This window comes from Micrococcus sp. 63XJN7_6_ISO-PGPR-S23-444, assembly GCF_058072765.1.
This window is the reverse complement of sequence record NZ_CM176516.1, coordinates 516836-535906: the sequence shown is the minus strand read 5'-3', so window position 1 is coordinate 535906 and position 19071 is coordinate 516836. Positions and strand designations below refer to the sequence as shown.

The window sequence follows — 19071 nt, the reverse complement described above, 5'->3', positions numbered from 1 at the left end:
GGTGAGCCATGCCCGGCGCCCAGGGGGAGGACGAAGCCATGAGCGAGACCACCGCGTTGCGCATCGGCACCGGTCTCGATGCCGTGACGGTGAGCGGCCTCACAGGAGACGAGCGCGCGGAGGTCATCGCGTCCTGGACCCGGTGCGGTGTGGAGGTCGTGGAGCCGCCCGCCCACGCCGATGCGCATCGCGACGCCGACACCGCGCGTCCGTGGCTCCAGTGGCACGAGGACCTGGTGTCCCTGGCGACCTCGCGGGCGATCGAGTCCGCCCGCGGCACCCACCTGATGTTCCATGCCGCGTGCCTCGCCGCACCGGACACCGGGGCGGCGATCGTCCTGGTGGCGGCGTCCGGGACGGGCAAGACGACGGCCACGCGCCGGCTGGGACCCCATTTCGCCTACCTCACCGACGAGACGGCGATCATCGCACCAGACGGCCTGACCGTCACGCCCTACCCCAAACCGCTGTCCCTGCTGGGGTCACGGGGGGTGCGCCCGAAGACCCAGCGAGGCCCGGACGACCTCGGTCTCGGTCCGACCCTCCCCGACGCCCGGCTGGCCCGGATCGCCGTGCTGGACCGCGTGCGGGATCCGGCAGGCCCGGTGACGCCGCGAGCGGAGGCCATAGAACTCGTGGCCGCGCTCGCGGCGCTCGTCCCCCAGACCTCCTCCCTCTCCCTGCTCCCCCGCGGTCTCGTGACGCTCTGCCGCGTCCTCGACGCGGTCGGCGGCGCCCAACGCCTGGTCTACGCCGAAGCGGAGGACCTGCGGGATGTCGTCGACGGCCTCCTGGCGGCCCCGCCCACGCCCGTCACCCCCGCCTGGGAGGCGCTCACCGAGGAAGAGCTGCGGGCCTCGGTCGGAGTGGCAACCCCGGGCGCGGTGTCCCGCTGCGCCGTCGACGACGGCATCCTGACCGACAGCGGCCGCCTGGTCCTGCTCGCCTCGGACCGCCTGGTCGTGCTCGAAGGTCTGGGCCCGTCCGTCTGGCTCCTGCTGGACGAGCCGCGGACGGCCGCCGACGTGGTGGCCCGCCTCCGCACCGAAGGACCCGTGCCCGAGGACGCCGAGGCCCGGGTGCACGAGGCGATGGACGCCCTGGTCACCGCGCAGCTGGCCACGGCCGGCTGAGCCGGCACGGCCCGGAGGCGGCCGGCGCCCAGGGCGCCCCGCCCCCTCAGGAGATCAGTGCCCGCCCCAGTGCGTGGGCGGCCAGACGGTCACGAAGACCTCGCCCACGATGTCCTCGCGGGTGACGAAGCGGGCGCAGTCCCCGGCCTGGTCGGCGGGGATGCCGCGGCACGCGATCACGGAGTCGGCCGAGTTCGAGCGGTGGTCGCCGAGCACGAGCATCGAGTCCTCCGGCACGGTGACCGGGCCGAAGCAGCGCGCGGAGATCACCTCGGACTCGCAGTCCAGCTCGTCCCGGATGAACGGCAGATCGTTGTGGATGTATGGCTCGTCCACGGGCTCCCCGTCCACCGTCACCGCGCCCTCGGCGGTGCAGCACTCCACAGTCTGCCCCGCGGTGCCGACCACGCGCTTGACCAGGGCCTGCTCGTGCGAGCGGCCGATGCCGGTGAGGTCGCCGAACGTGCGGACGGCGTTCTCCACGGCCCCCTCCGGTGGCATGGGGTGCGCCCAGTCCTCGTTGGCCGTGAAGACCACCACGTCCTGGGAGTCGGCCATCCCGTCCGGGTAGGCGGTGCGGTTGACCAGCATGCGGTCCCCCACCTCGAGGGTGTTCTCCATCGAGCCGGACGGCACCGAGTACACCTTCACCCACAGGGCCTGCACCACGGCGACGACCGCGAGGGCCACCACCACGTTCAGCAGCAGGGAGGCCCAGAACGGCAGGCGCGGACGGTGAGGCTGCGGCGCGGCCACCGCGCCGTCGACGTCGTCCCCGTGGGCCGGCTCGACGCGCTCGGCCATGGTCAGGCGACGCCGTCGAAGAGGCTGGTGACCGAGCCGTCCTCGAAGACCTCGCGGATCGCGCGGGCGATCAGCGGGGCGATCGAGAGCACGGTGAGGGTCTCGAAGCGCTTCTCCTCCGGGATGGGCAGGGTGTTGGTCACCACGACCTCACGGGCGCCGCACTCGCCGAGACGCTGGGCGGCCGGGTCCGAGAACACCGGGTGCGTGGCGGCGATGATGACGTCCTTGGCGCCGGCGTCCTTGAGGATCTGCACGGCGCCGGCGATGGTGCCGCCGGTGTCGATCATGTCGTCGATCAGCACGCAGACGCGGCCCTCGACGTCCCCGACCACGGTCTTGGACTCGGCCTTGTTCGGAACGGTGAGGTCCCGGCTCTTGTGCACGAAGCCCAGCGGCACGCCGCCCAGGCGGTCCGCCCACTGCTCCGCCACGCGCACGCGACCGGTGTCCGGGGAGACGACCGTGACCTCCTCGCCCTCCACGCTGGAGCGGATGTGGTCCGCCAGCAGCGGGATGGCGAACAGGTGGTCCACCGGGCCGTCGAAGAAGCCCTGGATCTGGGCGGTGTGCAGGTCCACGCTCATCACGCGGGAGGCGCCGGCGGTCTTGTACAGGTCCGCCACGAGGCGGGCCGAGATCGGCTCGCGGCCGCGGCCCTTCTTGTCCTGGCGGGCGTACGGGTAGAACGGGGAGACCACCGTGATGCGGCGGGCGGAGGCGCGCTTCATGGAGTCCACCATGATCAGCTGCTCCATCAGGTGGTTGTTCAGCGGCGCGGGGTGGGACTGGATGATGAAGACGTCCTTGCCGCGCACCGACTCGCCCGAGCGCACGTAGATCTCGCCGTTGGCGAAGTCGTAGGCGCTCATGGGCAGCAGCTCGGTGCCGAGCTCCTCCGCGATCTCCTGCGCGAGCTCGGGGTGGGCGCGGCCCGTGGCCAGCACCAGTCGCTTGTCCTCGCTGCGGCTCAGCTCCGTCATGACGTCCTCATCATCCTTCGTGGTTGCACGTTCCATGCCCGGCGGCGGCGCGCGGCCGACGTCCAGCGGGCCGCCTGAAGGGCCCGGTCCTCGCACCCATCCTAGGGCGCGCGGGGTCAGCCCTGAGCGCCGGAGCCCTCCGCGCCGGCGGCCCGCGCGATCCTTGTGATCAACGACTCCAGCCAATCCGCCGCGTCGGACACGCGCGGCTGCAGGAGCCTGGCCTGTCCCTCCGCACCCACTCGTGTCTCCTCCAGCGCATCCAGGTACCCCTGCTCGAGAGTCCGGACGTGAGCGACCGGAGGCGGCCACTCATGCGGTGTGTGTCCTGCCGCAGTCCGGCCGGGTGACCGAAACATGAAAGTACGGCTGACGAGATCTGCGAGCAACGGGATGTCGACACCACCCTCGGCCTCCGCCCCATGCCAGAGCAACTGGATGTCCACGAGATCGTGGCCTCGCGTCTGATGTGGATCCGTGACGGCATGGATCTTCTGTGCGAGCTGCTGCTCGACAGCCATCACGGCCACAGACCGCGGTGTTCCACATCCCAACGCGGTGACCGCCTCCGCGACCTGGGGTGCCACGACCTCGACTGGCTGCGCCAGCGTGCTGCCCTCGAATTCGTCGCGCCCGATCTCGATCGGGACCGACACCCAACTTGTCCTCGGGGAGAGAAAATGCAGGGTCACCTTCGCTCGTGACAGGACGTAGGGATCGGGCACTCCGAGAGGCTCCGCAGGATCGTCCTCATGCACCGTGCCGAAGAAGGCCACCCGGGTCGCAGCCGGGTCGGCCTTGAGTTCTCTCTTGCTCCCGGGCGCGGCCCCCCATCCCCGGTCGACGAACCCGGTCAAGTCCTTCAGCGCCTGCTGGGGATCGCGAGCCAGTAGATCGAGATCCCGGGTCGCCCGCGTCCCGGTGGCTCCATGTCGGAGTCGAACGCCATTTCCACCCTTGACTACGACGCCTTCCGGCAACATCTGCGCCACGATCACTGCTCCCAGCAACCGGCGCGCCCGGTCCACCGGAACGCCCATCGCGTCAGCGATCGCCTCCAGTCGACGGTTGAGTTGGCCTTCGCTCCTGGGCGCACCTCGAGCTCCCAGATCGCCCAGGCCCACGACCACGTCATCGACCGCCACGATGTCCACCGTTCTGCCGCGCCTCCAGGTCCTTCTTCAAGCTCCTCGCCTCGCCCACCGTGAGCAGCCCGCGCGCGCGGGCCTCCTCGATCGCAGCGGCGACGCGCTCGAGAGGGATGCGGTCGAGTGCCTCACGAAGGGCTTGGTTGATCGTGAGGCCTCGCACGCCGCCGTGAAAGGTGAGGTCCTCGTCGCCCGGCGGGGGACGGCGTCGTGTCACTCGTACATGCGCGCGCGGCGAGCCGCGGTACCGCCTCGTCACGCCCACCCGTACGACGGAGGGATCGACCAGGGCGAGGTCGTACAGTGACAGCACTGCGTCCCAGTCCAGGAATGCATCTTCACCGACCGTGGCCACGGCCTCCGCCGCGTCCGTGAACCGGTCGCGGGGAACCTGGCGATGGAGGTACACCCCGTGGGCCAGCCTCCGCAGAACGCCGCGCTGGGCGAGCTTGCGGACCTCGACGGCGGGCACGCCCGCCTCCTCCGCTTCCGTAGTGGCGATGACCCCGTGGTTCCCCGCAGCCACGTCCCACAGATCGTCACGATACGTCACGGGATCACCACCTCATCTCTGGTGTCACAACCGTACCGGAATCGGTACGGTTGTGACACGCCGACCTCTTGTCGGGCGCGCGGGGTCAGCCCTGAGCGCCGGAGCCCTCCGCGCCGGCGGCCCGCGCGGCCTCGGCCGAGGAGGTGCCCGGGCGCTTGGCCGGCACCCAGCCCTCGAGGGTGCGCTGGCTCACGGCGTTCAGCGCCAGGGCCCCGGCGGGCACGTCCTCGCGGACCACGGCGCCCGCGCCGGTGTAGGCGCCGTCGCCCACCGAGACCGGGGCCGTGAACACCGTGTTCGAGCCGGTGCGCACGTGGGCCCCGATCACGGTGCGGTGCTTGGCGACGCCGTCGTAGTTGGCGGTGATATTGCCGCAGCCGATGTTGGTGTACTCGCCGATCTCGGCGTCCCCGGCGTAGCCCAGGTGGGAGAGCTTGGCGCCGCGGCCCACGGTCACGTTCTTGGTCTCGTAGAACGCGCCGATCTTGCCGTCCTCCCCCAGCACCGTGCCCGGGCGCAGGTAGGTGAACGGGCCGACGGTCGCGCCCGCGCCGATCACGGCCTCCGTGGCGTCGGTGCGCTTCACCACGGCGCCCTCCCCCACCTGCGTGTCCGCGAGCGTGGAGTCCGGGCCGACGACGGCGCCCGTGGCCACCGACGTCGCCCCATGCAGCTGGGTGCCGGGCTTGAGCGTGACGTCCGAGGCGAGGGAGACGGTGACGTCCACCCACGTGGAGGACGGGTCGACGACCGTGACGCCCTCCTTCATCCAGCCGCGCAGCACGCGGTCGTTGAGCTGGCGGCCCAGGTCGGAGAGCTGGCGGCGGTCGTTGGCGCCCTCGACCTCCCACACGTCGTCCGTGCCCACCGAGGCGACGCGGCCGCCCTCGGCGCGGGCCATGCCGAGCACGTCCGTGAGGTACTTCTCGCCCTGCACGTTGTCCGTGGAGATCTCCGGCAGGGTGCGGCGCAGCAGGGCGGCGTCGAAGGCGTAGATGCCGGAGTTGACCTCGCGGATCGCCACGAAGGAGTTGTCCCCCGTGGACTCGGCGTGGGCGAGGGCGTCCTTGTGCTCCATGATCCGCTCCACGAGGCCCACGGCGTCGCGGACGATGCGGCCGTAGCCCGTGGCGTCCTCGAGGGTGGCGGTGAGCACGGTGACGGCGTTGCCGTCCGCCTCGTGGTCCGCGACGAGGCGGGCGAGCGTCTCCGGGGTCAGCAGCGGGACGTCACCGTAGGTCACCACGACGGTGCCCTCGAGGTCCGCGGGCAGGGCGGCCAGGCCCAGCTCGACGGCGCGGCCGGTGCCCGGCACGTCGTCCTGGTCGGCGATCGCCAGCGCGTCGATGCCCAGCTGAGCCGCCACCGTCTCGAGGTGCTCGGCCACGCGGGCCCGCTCGTGCCGGACCACGGCCACGAGGTGCTCCGGCGCGAGCGACCAGGCCGCCGCGAGCGCGTGGCCCACGAGGGAGCGCCCCCCGATCGCATGCATGATCTTCGGCGTCGTCGACTTCATGCGGGTGCCCTGGCCCGCGGCCAGGACGATCACGGCGGAGGGACGGGCGGACGGCTGGGACATGGGGGCTCCTGCACCGGTGGGGGTCAGCGGACGGGGGTTCCGCCCCTAGGATTCGAACCTAGACTGCACGGCTCCAAAGGCCGGCGTGCTGCCATTACACCAGGGCGGAGCGCCGGACCCCAGGGGGCGGCGACGACGGCCCATTCTTCCACACAGGTCGCGCGGATCCGGGGTCAATAGGCGCCGTCGGCGGCGATCACGGCCTTGACGGTCCGCCCCAGGATCACGAGGTCGCCCAGGATGGACCAGTTCTCCACGTAGTAGAGGTCCAGGCGGACCGCCTCCTCCCACGGGAGGTCGGACCGGCCGGAGACCTGCCACAGCCCCGTGATGCCGGGCTGCACCAGGAAGCGGCGGTGCACGTACTGCTCGTAGGCCTCGACCTCGTGCGGCAGGTGGGGCCGCGGGCCCACGAGGGACATGTCCCCCCGCAGCACGTTCACGAGCTGGGGCAGCTCGTCGATGCTGGTGCGGCGGATGAGCTTGCCGACCCGGGTGATGCGCGGGTCGTCCTTCATCTTGAACAGCACGTCCGCATCCCCGCCGTCCGAGACGAGCCGCTGCCGGATCTCCTCGGCATCCACCACCATGGAACGGAACTTGAGCATGGTGAACGGCCTGCCGCCGAGACCGATGCGCTCCTGCCGGAACAGCACCGGCCCGCCGTCCGTGGCCTTGACCGCGATCGCAACGGCGATCAGCAGCGGCGAGATGGCGATCAGGCCCAGACCCGACGCGACGACGTCGAACGCCCGCTTGGCGAACGCCTTGCCCTCGGAGAGGCGCGGGGTGGAGAGGTGGATGAGCGGCAGACCCGCGAGGGGCTGCGTGTGGAGGCGGGGTCCGGCGACGTCCACGAGGGCGGGTGCCATGATCAGGGAGACGCCGCCCTCCTGCAGCTCCCAGCCCAGTCGGCGGACGTCCCCGGGGACGAACGGGTGGCCCGAGGTGATCACCACGGCTTCGACGTCGCGCTCCTCCACGAGGGCGACCACGTCCTCCACGGTGTCCAGGTCCGTGGGGACCGGTATCGGGAGGTAGTCCTCCCGCCGGGCCTTGTATCCGGGGAGAGCCGCGGCCACGGGGGCGTAGCCGGCGCCGGCCTCGGAGTCGAGGGCCTCGAAGATGTGCCGGACGGCCTTCGGGCCGCCGACGAGCAGGAGCCGCCGCCGGAACCTGCCGCGGTGTCGCTGCCGCGCCACCCACCCGCGCACGAGGAACCGGCCCAGCAGGAGCAGGAGCACGCCCAGCGGCAGAGCCAGGCCCACGTAGCCGCGCGCCACTTCGAGACCTGCCGCATAGGCGAGGATCGCGACGGTGCCGAAGAGGTAGAGGGTGCCCTGCAGGACCCGCTTGTACTCCTCGCTGCCCACCCCCAGGATCCGGATGTCCCGCGAGCCCTGGATGCTCAGCGCGAGCACCCACGCCGCGCTCAGCGCGAGGCTGATGACGCTGTAGTCGATGACTTCGGCGCCGGGGAGGGTGGTGCGCCGCGGTCCGCCGAAGCGGAGCTGGGCCGAGACGAAGGTGGCGAGCAGGACCGCGACCACGTCCACGATGAGGACGAGCAGCGGGAGGCCCCGCTCCCAAGGCCGGCCCAGGACACGGCCGCGGGCGGTCGAGCCCATGCGGAGCGCGGTCGACTCATCACCGGGACTCCCGATCACGCTCTGCTCCTCCGTCCTGACGCGGGGGGATGGTCCACGTCATTTGGGGTCAGGCATGGTGCTGTGCCCCGGCCCCCGATTATAGGGCGGAGACAGCAGCCGGCTGTGACACCTGCCGCATTCTCCTGTGAGCCCCCGCCGGTCAGTCCCCTTCGGCGAGTTCAGCAGCCTGCAGCCACTCCTCCTCCAGGACGTCCAGCTGCGCGTCGAGGTCCTTCAGGTCGGCGGAGGCCGCGGTGAGGGCGTCGAAGTCCTGCGCCTGCCCCAGCTCGGCCATCCGCGCCTCGAGGCCGGACCTCCGGTCCCGGAGCCGGGTCATCTGCTTCTCGAGCCGGGCCATCTCCTTGCGGGCCAGCCGACGCTCCGCCTCGGTGGGCCCGGTGTCCTCCTCCGGCCCGCCCATGCCCGCGCACGTCCCGACGACGTCGTTGCGGCCCCGAGCTGCGCCGGCTCCCCGGGCCGGGCCGCCGGCGTCGTCCATCGCGGCGCGCAGCTCGAGGTACTGGTCCACCCCGCCGGGCAGGCCGCGGACCTTGCCGTCCCCGAGCAGGGCGACCTGGTGGTCGGTGACGCGCTCGAGCAGGTAACGGTCATGGGAGACCACCACCAGGGTCCCCGGCCACCCGTCCAGCACGTCCTCGACGGCGGCCAGGGTGTCCGTGTCCAGGTCGTTGGTCGGCTCGTCGAGCATGAGGACGTTGGGCTCGCCCACGAGCAGACGCAGCAGCTGCAGGCGCCGGCGCTCGCCGCCCGAGAGCTCGGAGACCTGAGTCCACTGCCGGGAGGTGCCGAAGCCGAGCATCTCGAGCAGCTGGCCGGAGGACATCTCGCGGTCACCGACCTGGAAGGACGAGCCCTCGCGGGCCATGACTTCGGCGACGCGCAGGTGGGCGACGTCGTCGAGCTCCTTCACGTCCTGGGTGAGGGTGGCCGAGACCACCGTCTTGCCGCGCTTCACCCGCCCCGAGTCCGGAGCGATGCGGCCGTCGAGCAGGCGCAGCAGGGTCGACTTGCCCGCACCGTTGACGCCGACCACGCCGAGCCGCTCGCCGGGCGCCAGGCGCAGGGTGACGTCGTCGAGGATCGGCTTCTCCCCCAGCGTCAGGCTCACGTGCTCGAGGTCGAGGACGTCCTTGCCGAGCCGGGCCGTGGCCATCTTCGCCAGGGACACCGAGTCGCGCGGGGCGGGGACGTCCTCGATGATGGCGTTGGCCGCCTCGATGCGGAACTTCGGCTTGGACGTGCGCGCCGGGGCGCCACGGCGCAGCCAGGCGAGCTCCTTCTTCACGAGCTGCTGACGCTTCTGCTCCGTCACCGCCGCCTGCCGGGAGCGCTCCGCGCGCGCGAGCACCCACGCCGCGTAGCCGCCGTCGAACGGGTCCACCGTGGCGTCGTGCACCTCCCACGTGCGCGTGCAGACCTCGTCGAGGAACCACCGGTCGTGGGTGACCACCACGAGGCCGCCGTCGGTGGGGCGCCAGCGCTGCGTCAGGTGGCGGGCGAGCCACGCGACGCCCTCGACGTCCAGGTGGTTGGTGGGCTCGTCGAGGAAGAGGACGTCGTCGTCCCCGGCGAGCAGACGGGCCAGGGCCACGCGACGGCGCTGGCCGCCGGAGAGGCCCCGCACGGACTGCTCGAGGTCGAAGCCGTCGAGGAGACCGCCCAGGACGTCCCGGACCTTGGGGTCCGAGGCCCACACGTGGTCGTCCACGTCCCCGACCACGGCCTGGCGCACGGTGTGCTCCGGGTCGAGCCGGTCCTGCTGGTCCAGCACGCCCACGCGGACGCCGCCGCGGCGGGTGACGCGGCCCGTGTCGGGTTCCTGGAGGCCGGCGAGGATGCGCATGAGGGTGGACTTGCCGTCGCCGTTGCGGCCCACGAGTCCGATCCGGTCCCCCTCATCCACGCCGAGGGAGAGGCCCTCGAGGACGGTGCGGGTTCCGAAGGCGATGCCGATGTTCTCGGCGCCGAGCAGGTGGGCCATGGAGGAGGTGGTCCTTTCCGGACGGAGGAGGGGTGGTCGGGTGCGGCGGGGTGCGCCGCCGGGTGTCAGAGCACGTGGGCGCCGGGCACGGGGCCGCGCACGGGGAGGGCGCGCACGCCCGTGCGCTCCTCGATGGCCGAGGCCAGCCGCAGCGCGGAGGCCTCGTCCTGCGCCACGAAGAGCAGGGTGGGGCCGGAGCCGGAGACCATGCCGCGCAGCGCGCCTTCGTCCATACCGAGGTCGAGGACGTCCGAGAGCTCGGGGAACAGGACGACGGCCGGGGTCTGCAGGTCGTTGTCCATGGCGGTGGCGAGTTCGAGCGGGTCCGCCGCGGTGAGGGCCCGCAGGACGGCCTCGTTCACCTCCGGGCGCGCCGGCCCGTCGGGCAGGTGGCCCTCCCGGCGCAGCTCGTCCAGGGTCTGGAACACCACGGGGGTGGACAGCCCGGCGTCCGCCGGGACGAGGACGAGGTGCACCGGGGTGCGGGCCGCGACGGGGGTCAGCTCCGCCCCGGTCCCGAGCCCGACGGCGGCGCCGCCCAGCACGCTGAAGGGCACGTCCGCGCCCAGCGGGGCGGCCAGCTCGGCGAGCTCGGCGCGGGTGTGCCCGGTCTCCCACAGGGCGCTGCACGCGAGCAGCGCGGCGGCCGCGTCGGCGGAGCCGCCGCCCATGCCGCCCGCGACCGGGACCTGCTTGGCGACCTCGAGGTGGACGCCGTGGGTGTCAGGATCGAGCCCGAGGGTGCGCCGCAGGTGTGCGGCGGCGCGGTGCGCGAGGTTGCGCTCGTCCCAGGGCACGTCCTGGGTGTCCACCAGACTGATGTGGCGGCCCGACGGGCCGACGGTGATCCTCCCGTCCGTGCGCGCGATCGCCGTGACGGTCTCCCGCAGGCTGACGGCCAGGTACACGGTGGCCACGGGGTGGTAGCCGTCCGCGCCGGGGGGTCCCACCCGCAGGGACAGGTTCACCTTGCCGGGGGCGCTGACCGTGACGTGCCGGGCCGTGGGGTCGAGGCCGAGGTCCTCCGTCGTCATGCAACCACCTCCTCCGCCGCACGCCGCGGGCCGTGCTCGGCGATCCGCGCGAAGGCCGCGATGTCCAGGGCCTCGCCGCGGGCGCGCGGGTCCACGCCGGCGGCCACCAGGGCGTCCTCCGCCGCCTGCGGCGACCCCGCCCAGGAGGCGAGCGCGGCGCGCAGGGTCTTGCGGCGCTGGGCGAAGGCGGCGTCCACCACGGCGAAGACCTCCCGGCGGGACGTGCTGCCCGCCGGCGGCTCGCGCCGGGTGAAGGCGACCAGCCCGGAGTGGATGCGCGGAGCGGGCCAGAACACCTGGGTGCCGATGGTGCCCGCCTTGCGCACGTCCGCGTACCACGCCGCCTTGGCGGACGGGACGCCGTAGACCTTGGAGCCGGGCCCGGCCGCGAGACGGTCCGCGACCTCCTCCTGCACCATCACCAGGCCGTGCCGCAGCCCCGGCAGGACCGCGAGCGCGTGCAGCAGCACGGGCACGGCCACGTTGTAGGGCAGGTTCGCCACGAGCGCGGTGGGGCCGCCGGCGGCGGCAGCGGGCCGGACCTCGGCCAGTGCCTGCTCGCTCAGCGTCATGGCGTCCGCGTGCAGCACCGCGAGGGCTTCCTCGGCCCCGGGGCGGAACTCGGCGGCGGTGCGCGGCAGGCGGGCGGCGGTGACCGGGTCGATCTCGACGGCGGTGACGGCGGCGGCCGCGTCCAGCAGGCCGAGGGTGAGCGAGCCCAGTCCGGGGCCGATCTCCAGCACGTGCTCGTCCGCGGTCACGTCCGCGGCCTGCACGATGCGCCGGATCGTGTTCGGGTCGATCACGAAGTTCTGGCCCCACTGCTTGGTGGGACGCAGGTCCAGCTCGGCGGCGATGCGCCGCACGTCCGCGGCGCTCAGCAGCGGGGCGGGGGCGGGGTGCGGGGAGGGCTGGACCATGCCCGCGAGTCTATCGGGGCGCCGGACGGGGTAGCCGGGACGCAGCGGCGCGGGGTCCGCTCAGGTGGAGAGGTCACCGAGCCGGACGAGCTCGCGGAACTCGGGGCTCGTCTCCTGCAGCCCGGCGAACGTGCCCTGGCCGATGATCCGCCCCTGGTCCATCAGCACGATCTGATCGCAGCGCTTGACCGTGGAGAGACGGTGGGCGACCACGATGACCGTGATCCGGCCGCGCAGCGACTCGATCACCTCGGTGACCCGGCGTTCCGTGAGGTTGTCGAGGGCCGACGTCGCCTCGTCGAGCACGAGGAGGCGGGGGCGCCGGAAGAGCGCGCGCGCGATGCCCAGGCGCTGGCGCTGGCCGCCGGAGACGCCCACGGCCCCTTCGCCGATCACGGTGTCCAGGCCGTCGGGGAGCTCGTCCAGCCACTGGCCCAGCTGGGCTTCGCGCAGCACGCGCTCCACCTCGGCCCGGTCCGCCGTCTGGGTGGCCTCGACGTCCAGGAGCACGTTGTGCAGCACCGTCCCGTTGACCACGGTGACGGACTGCGGGACGAACGCCACGTTGTCCCACCAGCCGCGCGGGTTGGCCTCGAGCTCCACCCCGTCCACGTAGACCCCACCGCGCTGGGCGTGGTGGAAGCCGATGACCAGGTCCACCAGGGTGGTCTTGCCGGCACCGCTGCCGCCCACGAAGGCGTACGAGGAGCCGAAGGGGATGCGCAGGTCGATGTCGCGCAGGACCGGTTCGGCCTTGCCGGGGTAGGTGAAGGACGCGTCCCGCACCTCGATGGCCTCCTCGAACGTGACGCGCTCGTAGGGCCGGTCCGCCGCGTGCAGGACCGGCTGCGCGGCGGCGAGCTCCGCCGTCGTGCGCTCGAAGGCCGGCCAGGAGGTGCGGATCTCATTGGTGGTGGCCATGAGCGCGGCCATGGACGGCAGCACGCGGAAGCCGGCCATCGCGAGCAGGGCGAGCGAGCCGAACGCCTCCCCGCCGCGGCCCTGGATGAAGGCCACGGCCACGAGCGCCGCGATGGCGGCCACGAAGGCGACCTCGAGCACGTAGCGCGGCATCATCGTGAGGATCATCTTGAGCCGCGTGGCTTCGGCGCTCTCCATGCGGGCCGCGCGGTACTCCTCCATGAAGGCCGAGTCGTTGCCGCGGATCTTCACGTCCTTGTAGTTCTCCAGGCCCTGCAGCGCCGCCGTGTTGGCCCGCTCCCCCGCGGTCACCAGGGTCCAGCCCAGGCGGGAGGCCGGGCGGCGGATCACGGTCTTGATCACCCAGGCGACGGCGAGGAAGTACAGGGCCATCCCGAGCCCCGTCAGCGGCATGGAGACGCCCACCACGACCGCCACCGCGACGAGCGTCACGGCCTCCGTGAGGAACGTGACGGACGCGTTCACCACGCCCGTGTACGCCATGCTGGAGGTGCCGGTGACGTTGTTGACCAGGGTGCCGACCGTGCGCGTCAGGTGCAGGCCGTAGTCGGCCCGCAGGTAGTAGCGCAGCAGCGTGGCGGACGTGCGGATGAGGTTCTGGTTGGTGAACCCCATGGTCCACCAGCGGAACGCGAGCACCAGGATCGCCTTGAGCAGGAAGGCCAGCACGATCACGACGGCGAAGGCCACCGTCTGCTCCGGCACCGTCACGGCCCCGAACCGGGCCAGCAGCCCCTCGAGCGCCGGGGAGCCCAGCTCCCCCGAGGTCAGCAGGCTGACCAGCGGGAGGATCGAGGCGAGCGCCACCATCTCGAGGCCGGCCACGAGGAGGGACCCGAGGACCACGAACACGAGGCGGATCCGCATGGGGCGGTCCACCAGGTACTGCGTTCCCTCGGGCAGCCGGGCTTTGAGGAGTCGGGTCAGCACGTCGTCCATCCTAGGGGCCGGGTCTGGATCGGCTTAGAACGAGCCGTACACCCGGGCGGTGTTCTCGCTCACCGCGCGGGCGAGGGCGTCCACGTCGTCGCCGCGCGTCTCCGCCATGCCCCGCAGGGTCAGCGGGACCAGGTAGGGCGCGTTGGGGCGACCCCGATGCGGATGCGGCGTGAGGAAGGGCGCGTCCGTCTCCACGAGCAGCAGCTCGGCCGGGGCGATCCGCAGCGCCTCGCGCAGCTCGTCGTTGGCCTTGAAGGTGACAGGACCGGCGAAGGACATGTGCCAGCCGTGCTCGGCGCACGTGCGGGCCAGATCGGGCCCGCCGGAGAAGCAGTGGAACACCACGTGCGGGGGCAGCCCGCCGTCGGCCGCCTCCTCGAGCAGGATCCGGACGACGTCGTCGTGCGCGTCCCGATCGTGGATCTGCAGGGCCGTGCCGAGTTCGCGGGCGAGTCGGATGTGCCGGCGGAAGGACTCCTGCTGCGCGGCGTGGCCGGCCTCGTCCTGCGTCCGGAAGTAGTCGAGGCCCGTCTCGCCGACGGCGCGCACGCGGGGGTGGCGGGCGAGCTCCGCGATCTGCGCGAACGCCTCCTCGAACTCGCCGCGCTCGGCCAGGCGGGCCGCGTCGTTGGGGTGCAGCGCCACGGCGCCGAGCAGGCGGGGCTCGGCCTCGATCGCCGCGATCGTGAACCGGGCCGAGGCGACGTCGCAGCCCACCTGGACCGCCCCGGTCACGCCCACGGCCTCCGCCGCGTCCATCGCCTGGTGGACGTCCACGCGGACCAGGCCGTCGCGGAAGTCGAGGTGCGTGTGGTTGTCCACGACGGGCGCCGGCAGCGGCTCGGGTGCGGGCGGGTACTCGAGGCGCCGCCGACGTCCCGACTTCTCCTCGTGGGCGTCCCGGCGCGGGCCGCCGTCGTCGTCCGGCTGCGGGGCGGGGGCGCGGTAGGCGAGGGGGGTCTCGGATGCGTGGGCCATGCACCCCACTCTAGGGAGCCGAGCCCGGCCCCCCCCGACACGCCTCGGGGGCGGTATCGGGTGGTATCCACGTCGGATACCACCCGATACCGCCCCCGGAGGGAGCGGCGCGGCGAAGAGGTCAGGCCTTCGTGGCCGCCCACGGGTCGGCGATGCCGATGTACTGCACCGAGGTGTACTCCTCGATGCCCTCGGCGCCGCCCTCGCGGCCCAGGCCCGACTGCTTCACGCCGCCGAACGGCGCGGCCGGGTTGGAGATGACGCCCACGTTGTAGCCCATGAGGCCGAACTCGATGCTCTCGGCCACGCGGTACATCCGGGCCTGATCCTTCGTGAACACGTAGGAGGCGAGGCCGTACTCGGTGTCGTTGGCCATCTCGATGGCCTCCTCCTCGGAGGAGAAGGTCACGATCGGGGCCACGGGGCCGAAGATCTCCTGCTGGAGGATCGGGTTGCCCTTCTCCACCTTGATCGCGGTCGGCGCGTAGAAGTAGCCGTCGCCCTCGATCTTGTGGCCGCCGGTGAGCACCTCGCCGCCGGCCGCCACGGCGTCCTGGACGAGCTGGTCGATGTCGTCGCGCGCGCCTTCGTCCACGATCGGGCCGAGGGTGGACTCCGGGTCGGTGCCGCGCAGGGGCTTGAGCGCCTCGAGCTTGGCCACGAACTTCTGCGTGAACTCCTCGGCCACGTCCTCGTGCACGAGGAAGCGGTTGGCGGCGGTGCAGGCCTCGCCCATGTTGCGCATCTTCGCGGCGAAGGCACCCTCGACGGCGGCGTCCAGGTCCGCGTCCTCGAAGACGATGAGCGGGGCGTTGCCGCCGAGCTCCATGGAGGTGCGCAGCACGTTGTCCGCCGCGTCCTTCATGAGGCGCACACCGACCGGCGTGGAGCCGGTGAAGGACACCTTGCGCAGGCGCCGGTCCTGCAGGATCGGGCTGGAGATCGACGAGGCGGAGGAGCCCGCCACGACGTTGAGCACGCCCTTGGGCAGGCCGGCCTCCTGCATCACCTGCGCGAACAGCTGGGTGGTCAGCGGGGTCAGCTTGGCGGCCTTGAGGACCATGGTGCAGCCGGCGGCGACGGCGGGGCCCACCTTGCGGGTGGCCATGGCCAGCGGGAAGTTCCACGGGGTGATCAGCAGGCACGGGCCCACCGGGCGGTGGTGCACCTGCATGCGCAGCGTGCCCTCGGGCACGGTCAGGGTGCGGCCGTAGTGGCGGCCGGCCTCCTCCGAGAACCAGCGCAGGAAGCCGTTGCCGTACGTGACCTCGCCGCGGGCCTCGGCGAGCGGCTTGCCCATCTCGAGGGTCATCAGCAGCGCGAAGTCCTCGGCGCGCTCGTTGATCAGATCGTAGGCGCGACGCAGGATGTCGGCGCGCTCCTTGGCCGGGGTCCGGGCCCAGTCGGCCTGCGCGGCGCAGGCGGCGTCGAAGGCGGCCATGGCGTCGTCGGAGTTCGCGTCCTGCAGGCTCGCGATGACCTTGCCGGTGGCCGGGTCCTTCACGTCGAAGGTCTTGCCGGAGGAGGCATCTCGCCACTCGCCGTCGATCAGCAGGCCGGTGGGGACGGACTCCAGCAGCGCCTTCTCGCGCTCAGCGGTCACGGTCATGATGCACCTCTTTCGGGGTCGGTGGTCGGAGGCGGCACGCCCCGCGTCCCTCAGGGGAACGGGTGGACGGGCACGGGTATTCCGACGCCGTCCGGCGGCGGTCGGCAGCGGCTCCACGGCTGATCCTAGCCAGGCCCCGGGGCCGCGCCATCGCGCATGAGCATCTGTGTAGCCGGGGACGTGTCAGCCCCGGGCCGCGAGCACCGCCTGGTAGAGCTCCCGGCTGCGCATCCCGTGGGCTCCGGCCACCGCGGCCACGGCCTCCTTGAGCCGGGTGCCGGACTCCACCAGCACCGCCACCTCGGCGACGGCGTCCGCCTCGGACGCCTCGCCCTCGGCGCCGGGGGCGGCCGGCCCGATCACCAGCACGATCTCCCCGCGGATCCCCTCCCCCGCGTGCCGCTCCGCAGCCCAGGCATGCACTCCGGCCGCGGTGCCGCGCACCACCTCCTCGTGCAGCTTGGTGAGCTCGCGGGCCACGCACACCGGCCGCTCCGCACCGAGGACCTCCACGACGACGGCCAGCGCGTCCGCCAGACGCTGCGGCGACTCGAAGGCGACCACGGTGCGGGCCTCGGTCAGCAGGGAGGTGAGCCATCGCCGTCGTTCCCCGTCCTTGCGGGGGACGAAGCCGTCGAAGGCGAACCGGTCCGTCGGCAGGCCGGAGAGGGCGAGCGCGGTGGTCACGGCGGAGGGGCCGGGCGCACACGTCACGGGCAGCCCTGCGGACACCGCGGCCGCCACGAGCCGGTACCCCGGGTCCGAGACCGTGGGCATGCCCGCGTCCGAGACCACCGCCACCGTGGCACCGCCCCGCACCTGGTCCAGCAGCCCCTGAGCGGAGGCCGCCTCGTTGTGCTCGTGATGGGCCACCACCCTGCCCGCCGGGGTGACGCCCAGGCCGGCGCACAGGCGCCGCGCGGTCCGGGTGTCCTCGGCGGCGATCACGTCCGCCTCCGACAGCAGCTCACGCAGGCGCGCGGACGCGTCCCCGAGGTGGCCGATGGGGGTGGCGGCCAGGACGATGCGGCCCTCGGGCATGGGACGACCTTTCGACGGACGGACGGCTGCCCCGAGCCTACGGCCCCGGTCACCGTGCACGTCTCGCCGTCCACCCCGCCGCCTAGCATGGAGCCCGTGCCCGCCACCGCCCTCGCCCCCCGCCCCGCCGCCGTCGCGGCCGACGACGGCCCCTTCGGCGTCGCCGCCCTGCGCGCCCGCCTCGGGGTCAGTGCGGCACCCCTGACGCGGTGGCACTGGATCCTGCCGCTGCTGGTCACGGCGATCGCCGGCGTCCTGCGGTTCACGAACCTGGCCCACCCGGATCAGCTGATCTTCGACGAGACCTACTACCCCAAGGACGCCTACTCCCTCCTGGAGTCCGGCTACGAGCGGCGGTGGGACGAGGACGTCAACGACGCGTTCGCGCGCGGCGAGGCGGAGCCGCTCGAGGGGGCCGCCTACGTGGTGCACCCGCCGCTGGGCAAGTGGCTGATCGGCCTGGGCATGCTCGCGTTCGGCCCGGACAACGGGGTGGGCTGGCGGTTCAGCGCCGCGGTGGCCGGCACGCTGTCCGTCCTGCTGGTCGCCCTCGCCACGCAGCACCTGCTGCGCTCGGTGTCCCTGGGCGCGGTCGCCGGGCTGCTGCTGGCCGTGGAGGGCCACCACCTGGTGATGTCCCGCATCGGGCTGCTGGACATCTTCCTCTCGTTCTTCGTGCTCGCGGCCTTCGCCGCGCTGCTGGCGGACCGCGTCCACGGGCGGCGGCTGCTCGCGGAGCGGCTCGCCCACGACGTCGCCCGGCGGGGACGCGACGCCCTGGCCAGCGGGCCGTGGCTCGGCTGGCGCCCGTGGCGACTGCTCGCGGGCGTGCTGCTGGGCGCCGGCTGCGCCGTGAAGCTCTCCGGGCTGGCGTTCATGGCGGCCTTCGGCCTGCTCACGGTCCTGTGGGACATGTCCGCGCGCCGGACCGCCGGGGTGCGGCACTGGGCGTGGGCCGGCGTCGAGAAGGACGGCCTGTACGCGTTCGTGGCCGTGGTGGGCGGCGGCCTGGTCGCCTACCTGGCCTCGTGGACCGGCTGGTTCGTCACGGAGGGCGGCTACTACCGGGACTGGCACCGGGACAACCCGCCGGAGGGCGTGCTCGCCGGGCTGGTCCCCGGCCCGCTGCGCTCCCTGTGGCACTACCACGTGGAGTCCACGACCTTCCACCAGGGCCTCACCAGCCCCCACGACTACGCCGCCAACCCGTGGACCTGGCCGTTCATGGGCCGGCCCGTGAGCTACTACTACGAGGGTGCAGAGCCCGGCGAGGGGATCTGCCCGGCGGACGCCGCGGGCGCGTGCTCGGCGGCCATCACGGACATCGCCAACCCGTTCGTGTGGTGGACGGGCCTGGCCGCCGTCCTCGTGTGCGTGTGGCTGCTGGTGCGCCACCGGGACTGGCGGGCCGGCGCCCTGCTCTGCGCCTACGCGGCCGGGCAGCTGGTGTGGTTCCTGTGGCCCGAGCGGACCATGTTCTTCTTCTACACGATCGCCTACGAGCCCTTCCTCGTGATGATGATCGCCCTGGCGCTCTCGCTGCTGCTGCGGCCGGGCCGCCGGCCCGGGCCCCGCTGGGGCTCGGCCCTGGTGCTGGCGTACGTGACGATCGCCGTCGCCGTGTCCCTGTTCTTCCTGCCCGTGTGGATCGGCGACGTCATCCCGTACGACCAGTGGCGCTGGCGGATGTGGTTCAGCAGCTGGATCTGACGGCCGCGTCGCGGGCGCGGGTGTGCCCGAATGCGCGCCGCACGTCC

General features: G+C 72.9%; 15 protein-coding genes and 1 tRNA gene. 2 read left to right on the top strand and 14 right to left on the bottom strand.

All coding sequences use genetic code 11. From position 1 onward, the window contains the following. Nucleotides 1-38: 38 nt before the first annotated feature. A complete protein-coding gene (locus AC3RJ9_RS02455) occupies nucleotides 39-1133 on the top strand; it encodes a PqqD family peptide modification chaperone (RefSeq protein ID WP_489727683.1) in 1095 nt (364 codons plus the stop codon). Nucleotides 1134-1187: 54 nt separating this feature from the next. Here AC3RJ9_RS02455 and lepB read toward each other — a convergent pair whose 3' ends face one another. The 14 genes from lepB to rsmI form a co-directional block, all read right to left on the bottom strand. Then, nucleotides 1188-1937 (bottom strand): signal peptidase I, encoded by a 750-nt coding sequence (lepB, locus tag AC3RJ9_RS02450; protein ID WP_489727682.1) that lies wholly within the window; start codon nucleotides 1935-1937, stop codon nucleotides 1188-1190. A gap of 2 nt (nucleotides 1938-1939) precedes the next feature. Beyond that, nucleotides 1940-2920 (bottom strand): ribose-phosphate diphosphokinase, encoded by a 981-nt coding sequence (locus tag AC3RJ9_RS02445; protein WP_036340441.1) that lies wholly within the window; start codon nucleotides 2918-2920, stop codon nucleotides 1940-1942. A gap of 116 nt (nucleotides 2921-3036) precedes the next feature. Then, nucleotides 3037-4065 (bottom strand): nucleotidyl transferase AbiEii/AbiGii toxin family protein, encoded by a 1029-nt coding sequence (locus AC3RJ9_RS02440; protein ID WP_248195118.1) that lies wholly within the window; start codon nucleotides 4063-4065, stop codon nucleotides 3037-3039. Then, on the bottom strand, nucleotides 4052-4621 hold the full coding sequence (locus AC3RJ9_RS02435; RefSeq protein WP_070709107.1) for a type IV toxin-antitoxin system AbiEi family antitoxin domain-containing protein: 570 nt from the start codon (nucleotides 4619-4621) through the stop codon (nucleotides 4052-4054). The genes AC3RJ9_RS02440 and AC3RJ9_RS02435 overlap by 14 nt, the downstream gene beginning before the upstream one ends. Before the next feature lie 85 nt (nucleotides 4622-4706). Beyond that, nucleotides 4707-6200: a bifunctional UDP-N-acetylglucosamine diphosphorylase/glucosamine-1-phosphate N-acetyltransferase GlmU gene (gene glmU, locus AC3RJ9_RS02430; protein ID WP_489727681.1), complete on the bottom strand. Its 1494-nt coding sequence runs from the start codon at nucleotides 6198-6200 to the stop codon at nucleotides 4707-4709. A 37-nt stretch (nucleotides 6201-6237) separates the two neighbouring features. After that, nucleotides 6238-6309, bottom strand: a tRNA-Gln gene (locus tag AC3RJ9_RS02425). 64 nt (nucleotides 6310-6373) lie between these two features. Next, entirely contained in the window at nucleotides 6374-7867 is a 1494-nt protein-coding gene (locus AC3RJ9_RS02420) for a sugar transferase (RefSeq protein WP_489727680.1), read from the bottom strand. Nucleotides 7868-8009: 142 nt separating this feature from the next. After that, a complete protein-coding gene (locus AC3RJ9_RS02415; RefSeq protein WP_158184664.1) occupies nucleotides 8010-9851 on the bottom strand; it encodes an ABC-F family ATP-binding cassette domain-containing protein in 1842 nt (613 codons plus the stop codon). A gap of 65 nt (nucleotides 9852-9916) precedes the next feature. Continuing rightward, nucleotides 9917-10885, bottom strand: coding sequence for a 4-(cytidine 5'-diphospho)-2-C-methyl-D-erythritol kinase (locus AC3RJ9_RS02410; RefSeq protein ID WP_440314820.1), 969 nt, complete (start codon nucleotides 10883-10885; stop codon nucleotides 9917-9919). Continuing rightward, nucleotides 10882-11805 carry a 16S rRNA (adenine(1518)-N(6)/adenine(1519)-N(6))-dimethyltransferase RsmA gene (gene rsmA, locus AC3RJ9_RS02405; protein WP_225348326.1) on the bottom strand — a complete coding sequence of 308 codons (924 nt, stop codon included), beginning with the start codon at nucleotides 11803-11805 and terminating at the stop codon, nucleotides 10882-10884. Before rsmA ends, AC3RJ9_RS02410 begins: the two co-directional genes overlap by 4 nt. 60 nt (nucleotides 11806-11865) lie before the next feature. After that, nucleotides 11866-13686 (bottom strand): ABC transporter ATP-binding protein, encoded by a 1821-nt coding sequence (locus tag AC3RJ9_RS02400; protein ID WP_371506595.1) that lies wholly within the window; start codon nucleotides 13684-13686, stop codon nucleotides 11866-11868. A gap of 24 nt (nucleotides 13687-13710) precedes the next feature. Beyond that, entirely contained in the window at nucleotides 13711-14664 is a 954-nt protein-coding gene (locus AC3RJ9_RS02395) for a TatD family hydrolase (RefSeq protein ID WP_225348324.1), read from the bottom strand. Between the two features lie 121 nt (nucleotides 14665-14785). Further along, the gene (locus AC3RJ9_RS02390) at nucleotides 14786-16273 is read right to left on the bottom strand and encodes an NAD-dependent succinate-semialdehyde dehydrogenase (RefSeq protein ID WP_036316357.1); all 1488 of its coding nucleotides are present in this window, start codon (nucleotides 16271-16273) and stop codon (nucleotides 14786-14788) included. 183 nt (nucleotides 16274-16456) lie between these two features. After that, nucleotides 16457-17314 (bottom strand): 16S rRNA (cytidine(1402)-2'-O)-methyltransferase, encoded by an 858-nt coding sequence (gene rsmI, locus AC3RJ9_RS02385; protein WP_489727679.1) that lies wholly within the window; start codon nucleotides 17312-17314, stop codon nucleotides 16457-16459. 96 nt (nucleotides 17315-17410) lie between these two features. On the opposite strand from rsmI, the gene AC3RJ9_RS02380 reads away from it, so the two are divergent. Beyond that, nucleotides 17411-19024: a dolichyl-phosphate-mannose--protein mannosyltransferase gene (locus tag AC3RJ9_RS02380; protein ID WP_371506594.1), complete on the top strand. Its 1614-nt coding sequence runs from the start codon at nucleotides 17411-17413 to the stop codon at nucleotides 19022-19024. Nucleotides 19025-19071: the final 47 nt, after the last annotated feature.

Bases quoted from the DNA above. Each gene is read 5' to 3' on its own strand.
- AC3RJ9_RS02455 (WP_489727683.1), top strand. From the start codon at position 39: ATGAGCGAGACCACCGCGTTGCGCATCGGCACCGGTCTCGATGCCGTG.
- lepB (WP_489727682.1), bottom strand. From the start codon at position 1,937: ATGGCCGAGCGCGTCGAGCCGGCCCACGGGGACGACGTCGACGGCGCG.
- AC3RJ9_RS02445 (WP_036340441.1), bottom strand. From the start codon at position 2,920: ATGACGGAGCTGAGCCGCAGCGAGGACAAGCGACTGGTGCTGGCCACG.
- glmU (WP_489727681.1), bottom strand. From the start codon at position 6,200: ATGTCCCAGCCGTCCGCCCGTCCCTCCGCCGTGATCGTCCTGGCCGCG.
- AC3RJ9_RS02415 (WP_158184664.1), bottom strand. From the start codon at position 9,851: ATGGCCCACCTGCTCGGCGCCGAGAACATCGGCATCGCCTTCGGAACC.
- AC3RJ9_RS02410 (WP_440314820.1), bottom strand. From the start codon at position 10,885: ATGACGACGGAGGACCTCGGCCTCGACCCCACGGCCCGGCACGTCACG.
- rsmA (WP_225348326.1), bottom strand. From the start codon at position 11,805: ATGGTCCAGCCCTCCCCGCACCCCGCCCCCGCCCCGCTGCTGAGCGCC.
- AC3RJ9_RS02400 (WP_371506595.1), bottom strand. From the start codon at position 13,686: ATGGACGACGTGCTGACCCGACTCCTCAAAGCCCGGCTGCCCGAGGGA.
- AC3RJ9_RS02395 (WP_225348324.1), bottom strand. From the start codon at position 14,664: ATGGCCCACGCATCCGAGACCCCCCTCGCCTACCGCGCCCCCGCCCCG.
- AC3RJ9_RS02390 (WP_036316357.1), bottom strand. From the start codon at position 16,273: ATGACCGTGACCGCTGAGCGCGAGAAGGCGCTGCTGGAGTCCGTCCCC.
- rsmI (WP_489727679.1), bottom strand. From the start codon at position 17,314: ATGCCCGAGGGCCGCATCGTCCTGGCCGCCACCCCCATCGGCCACCTC.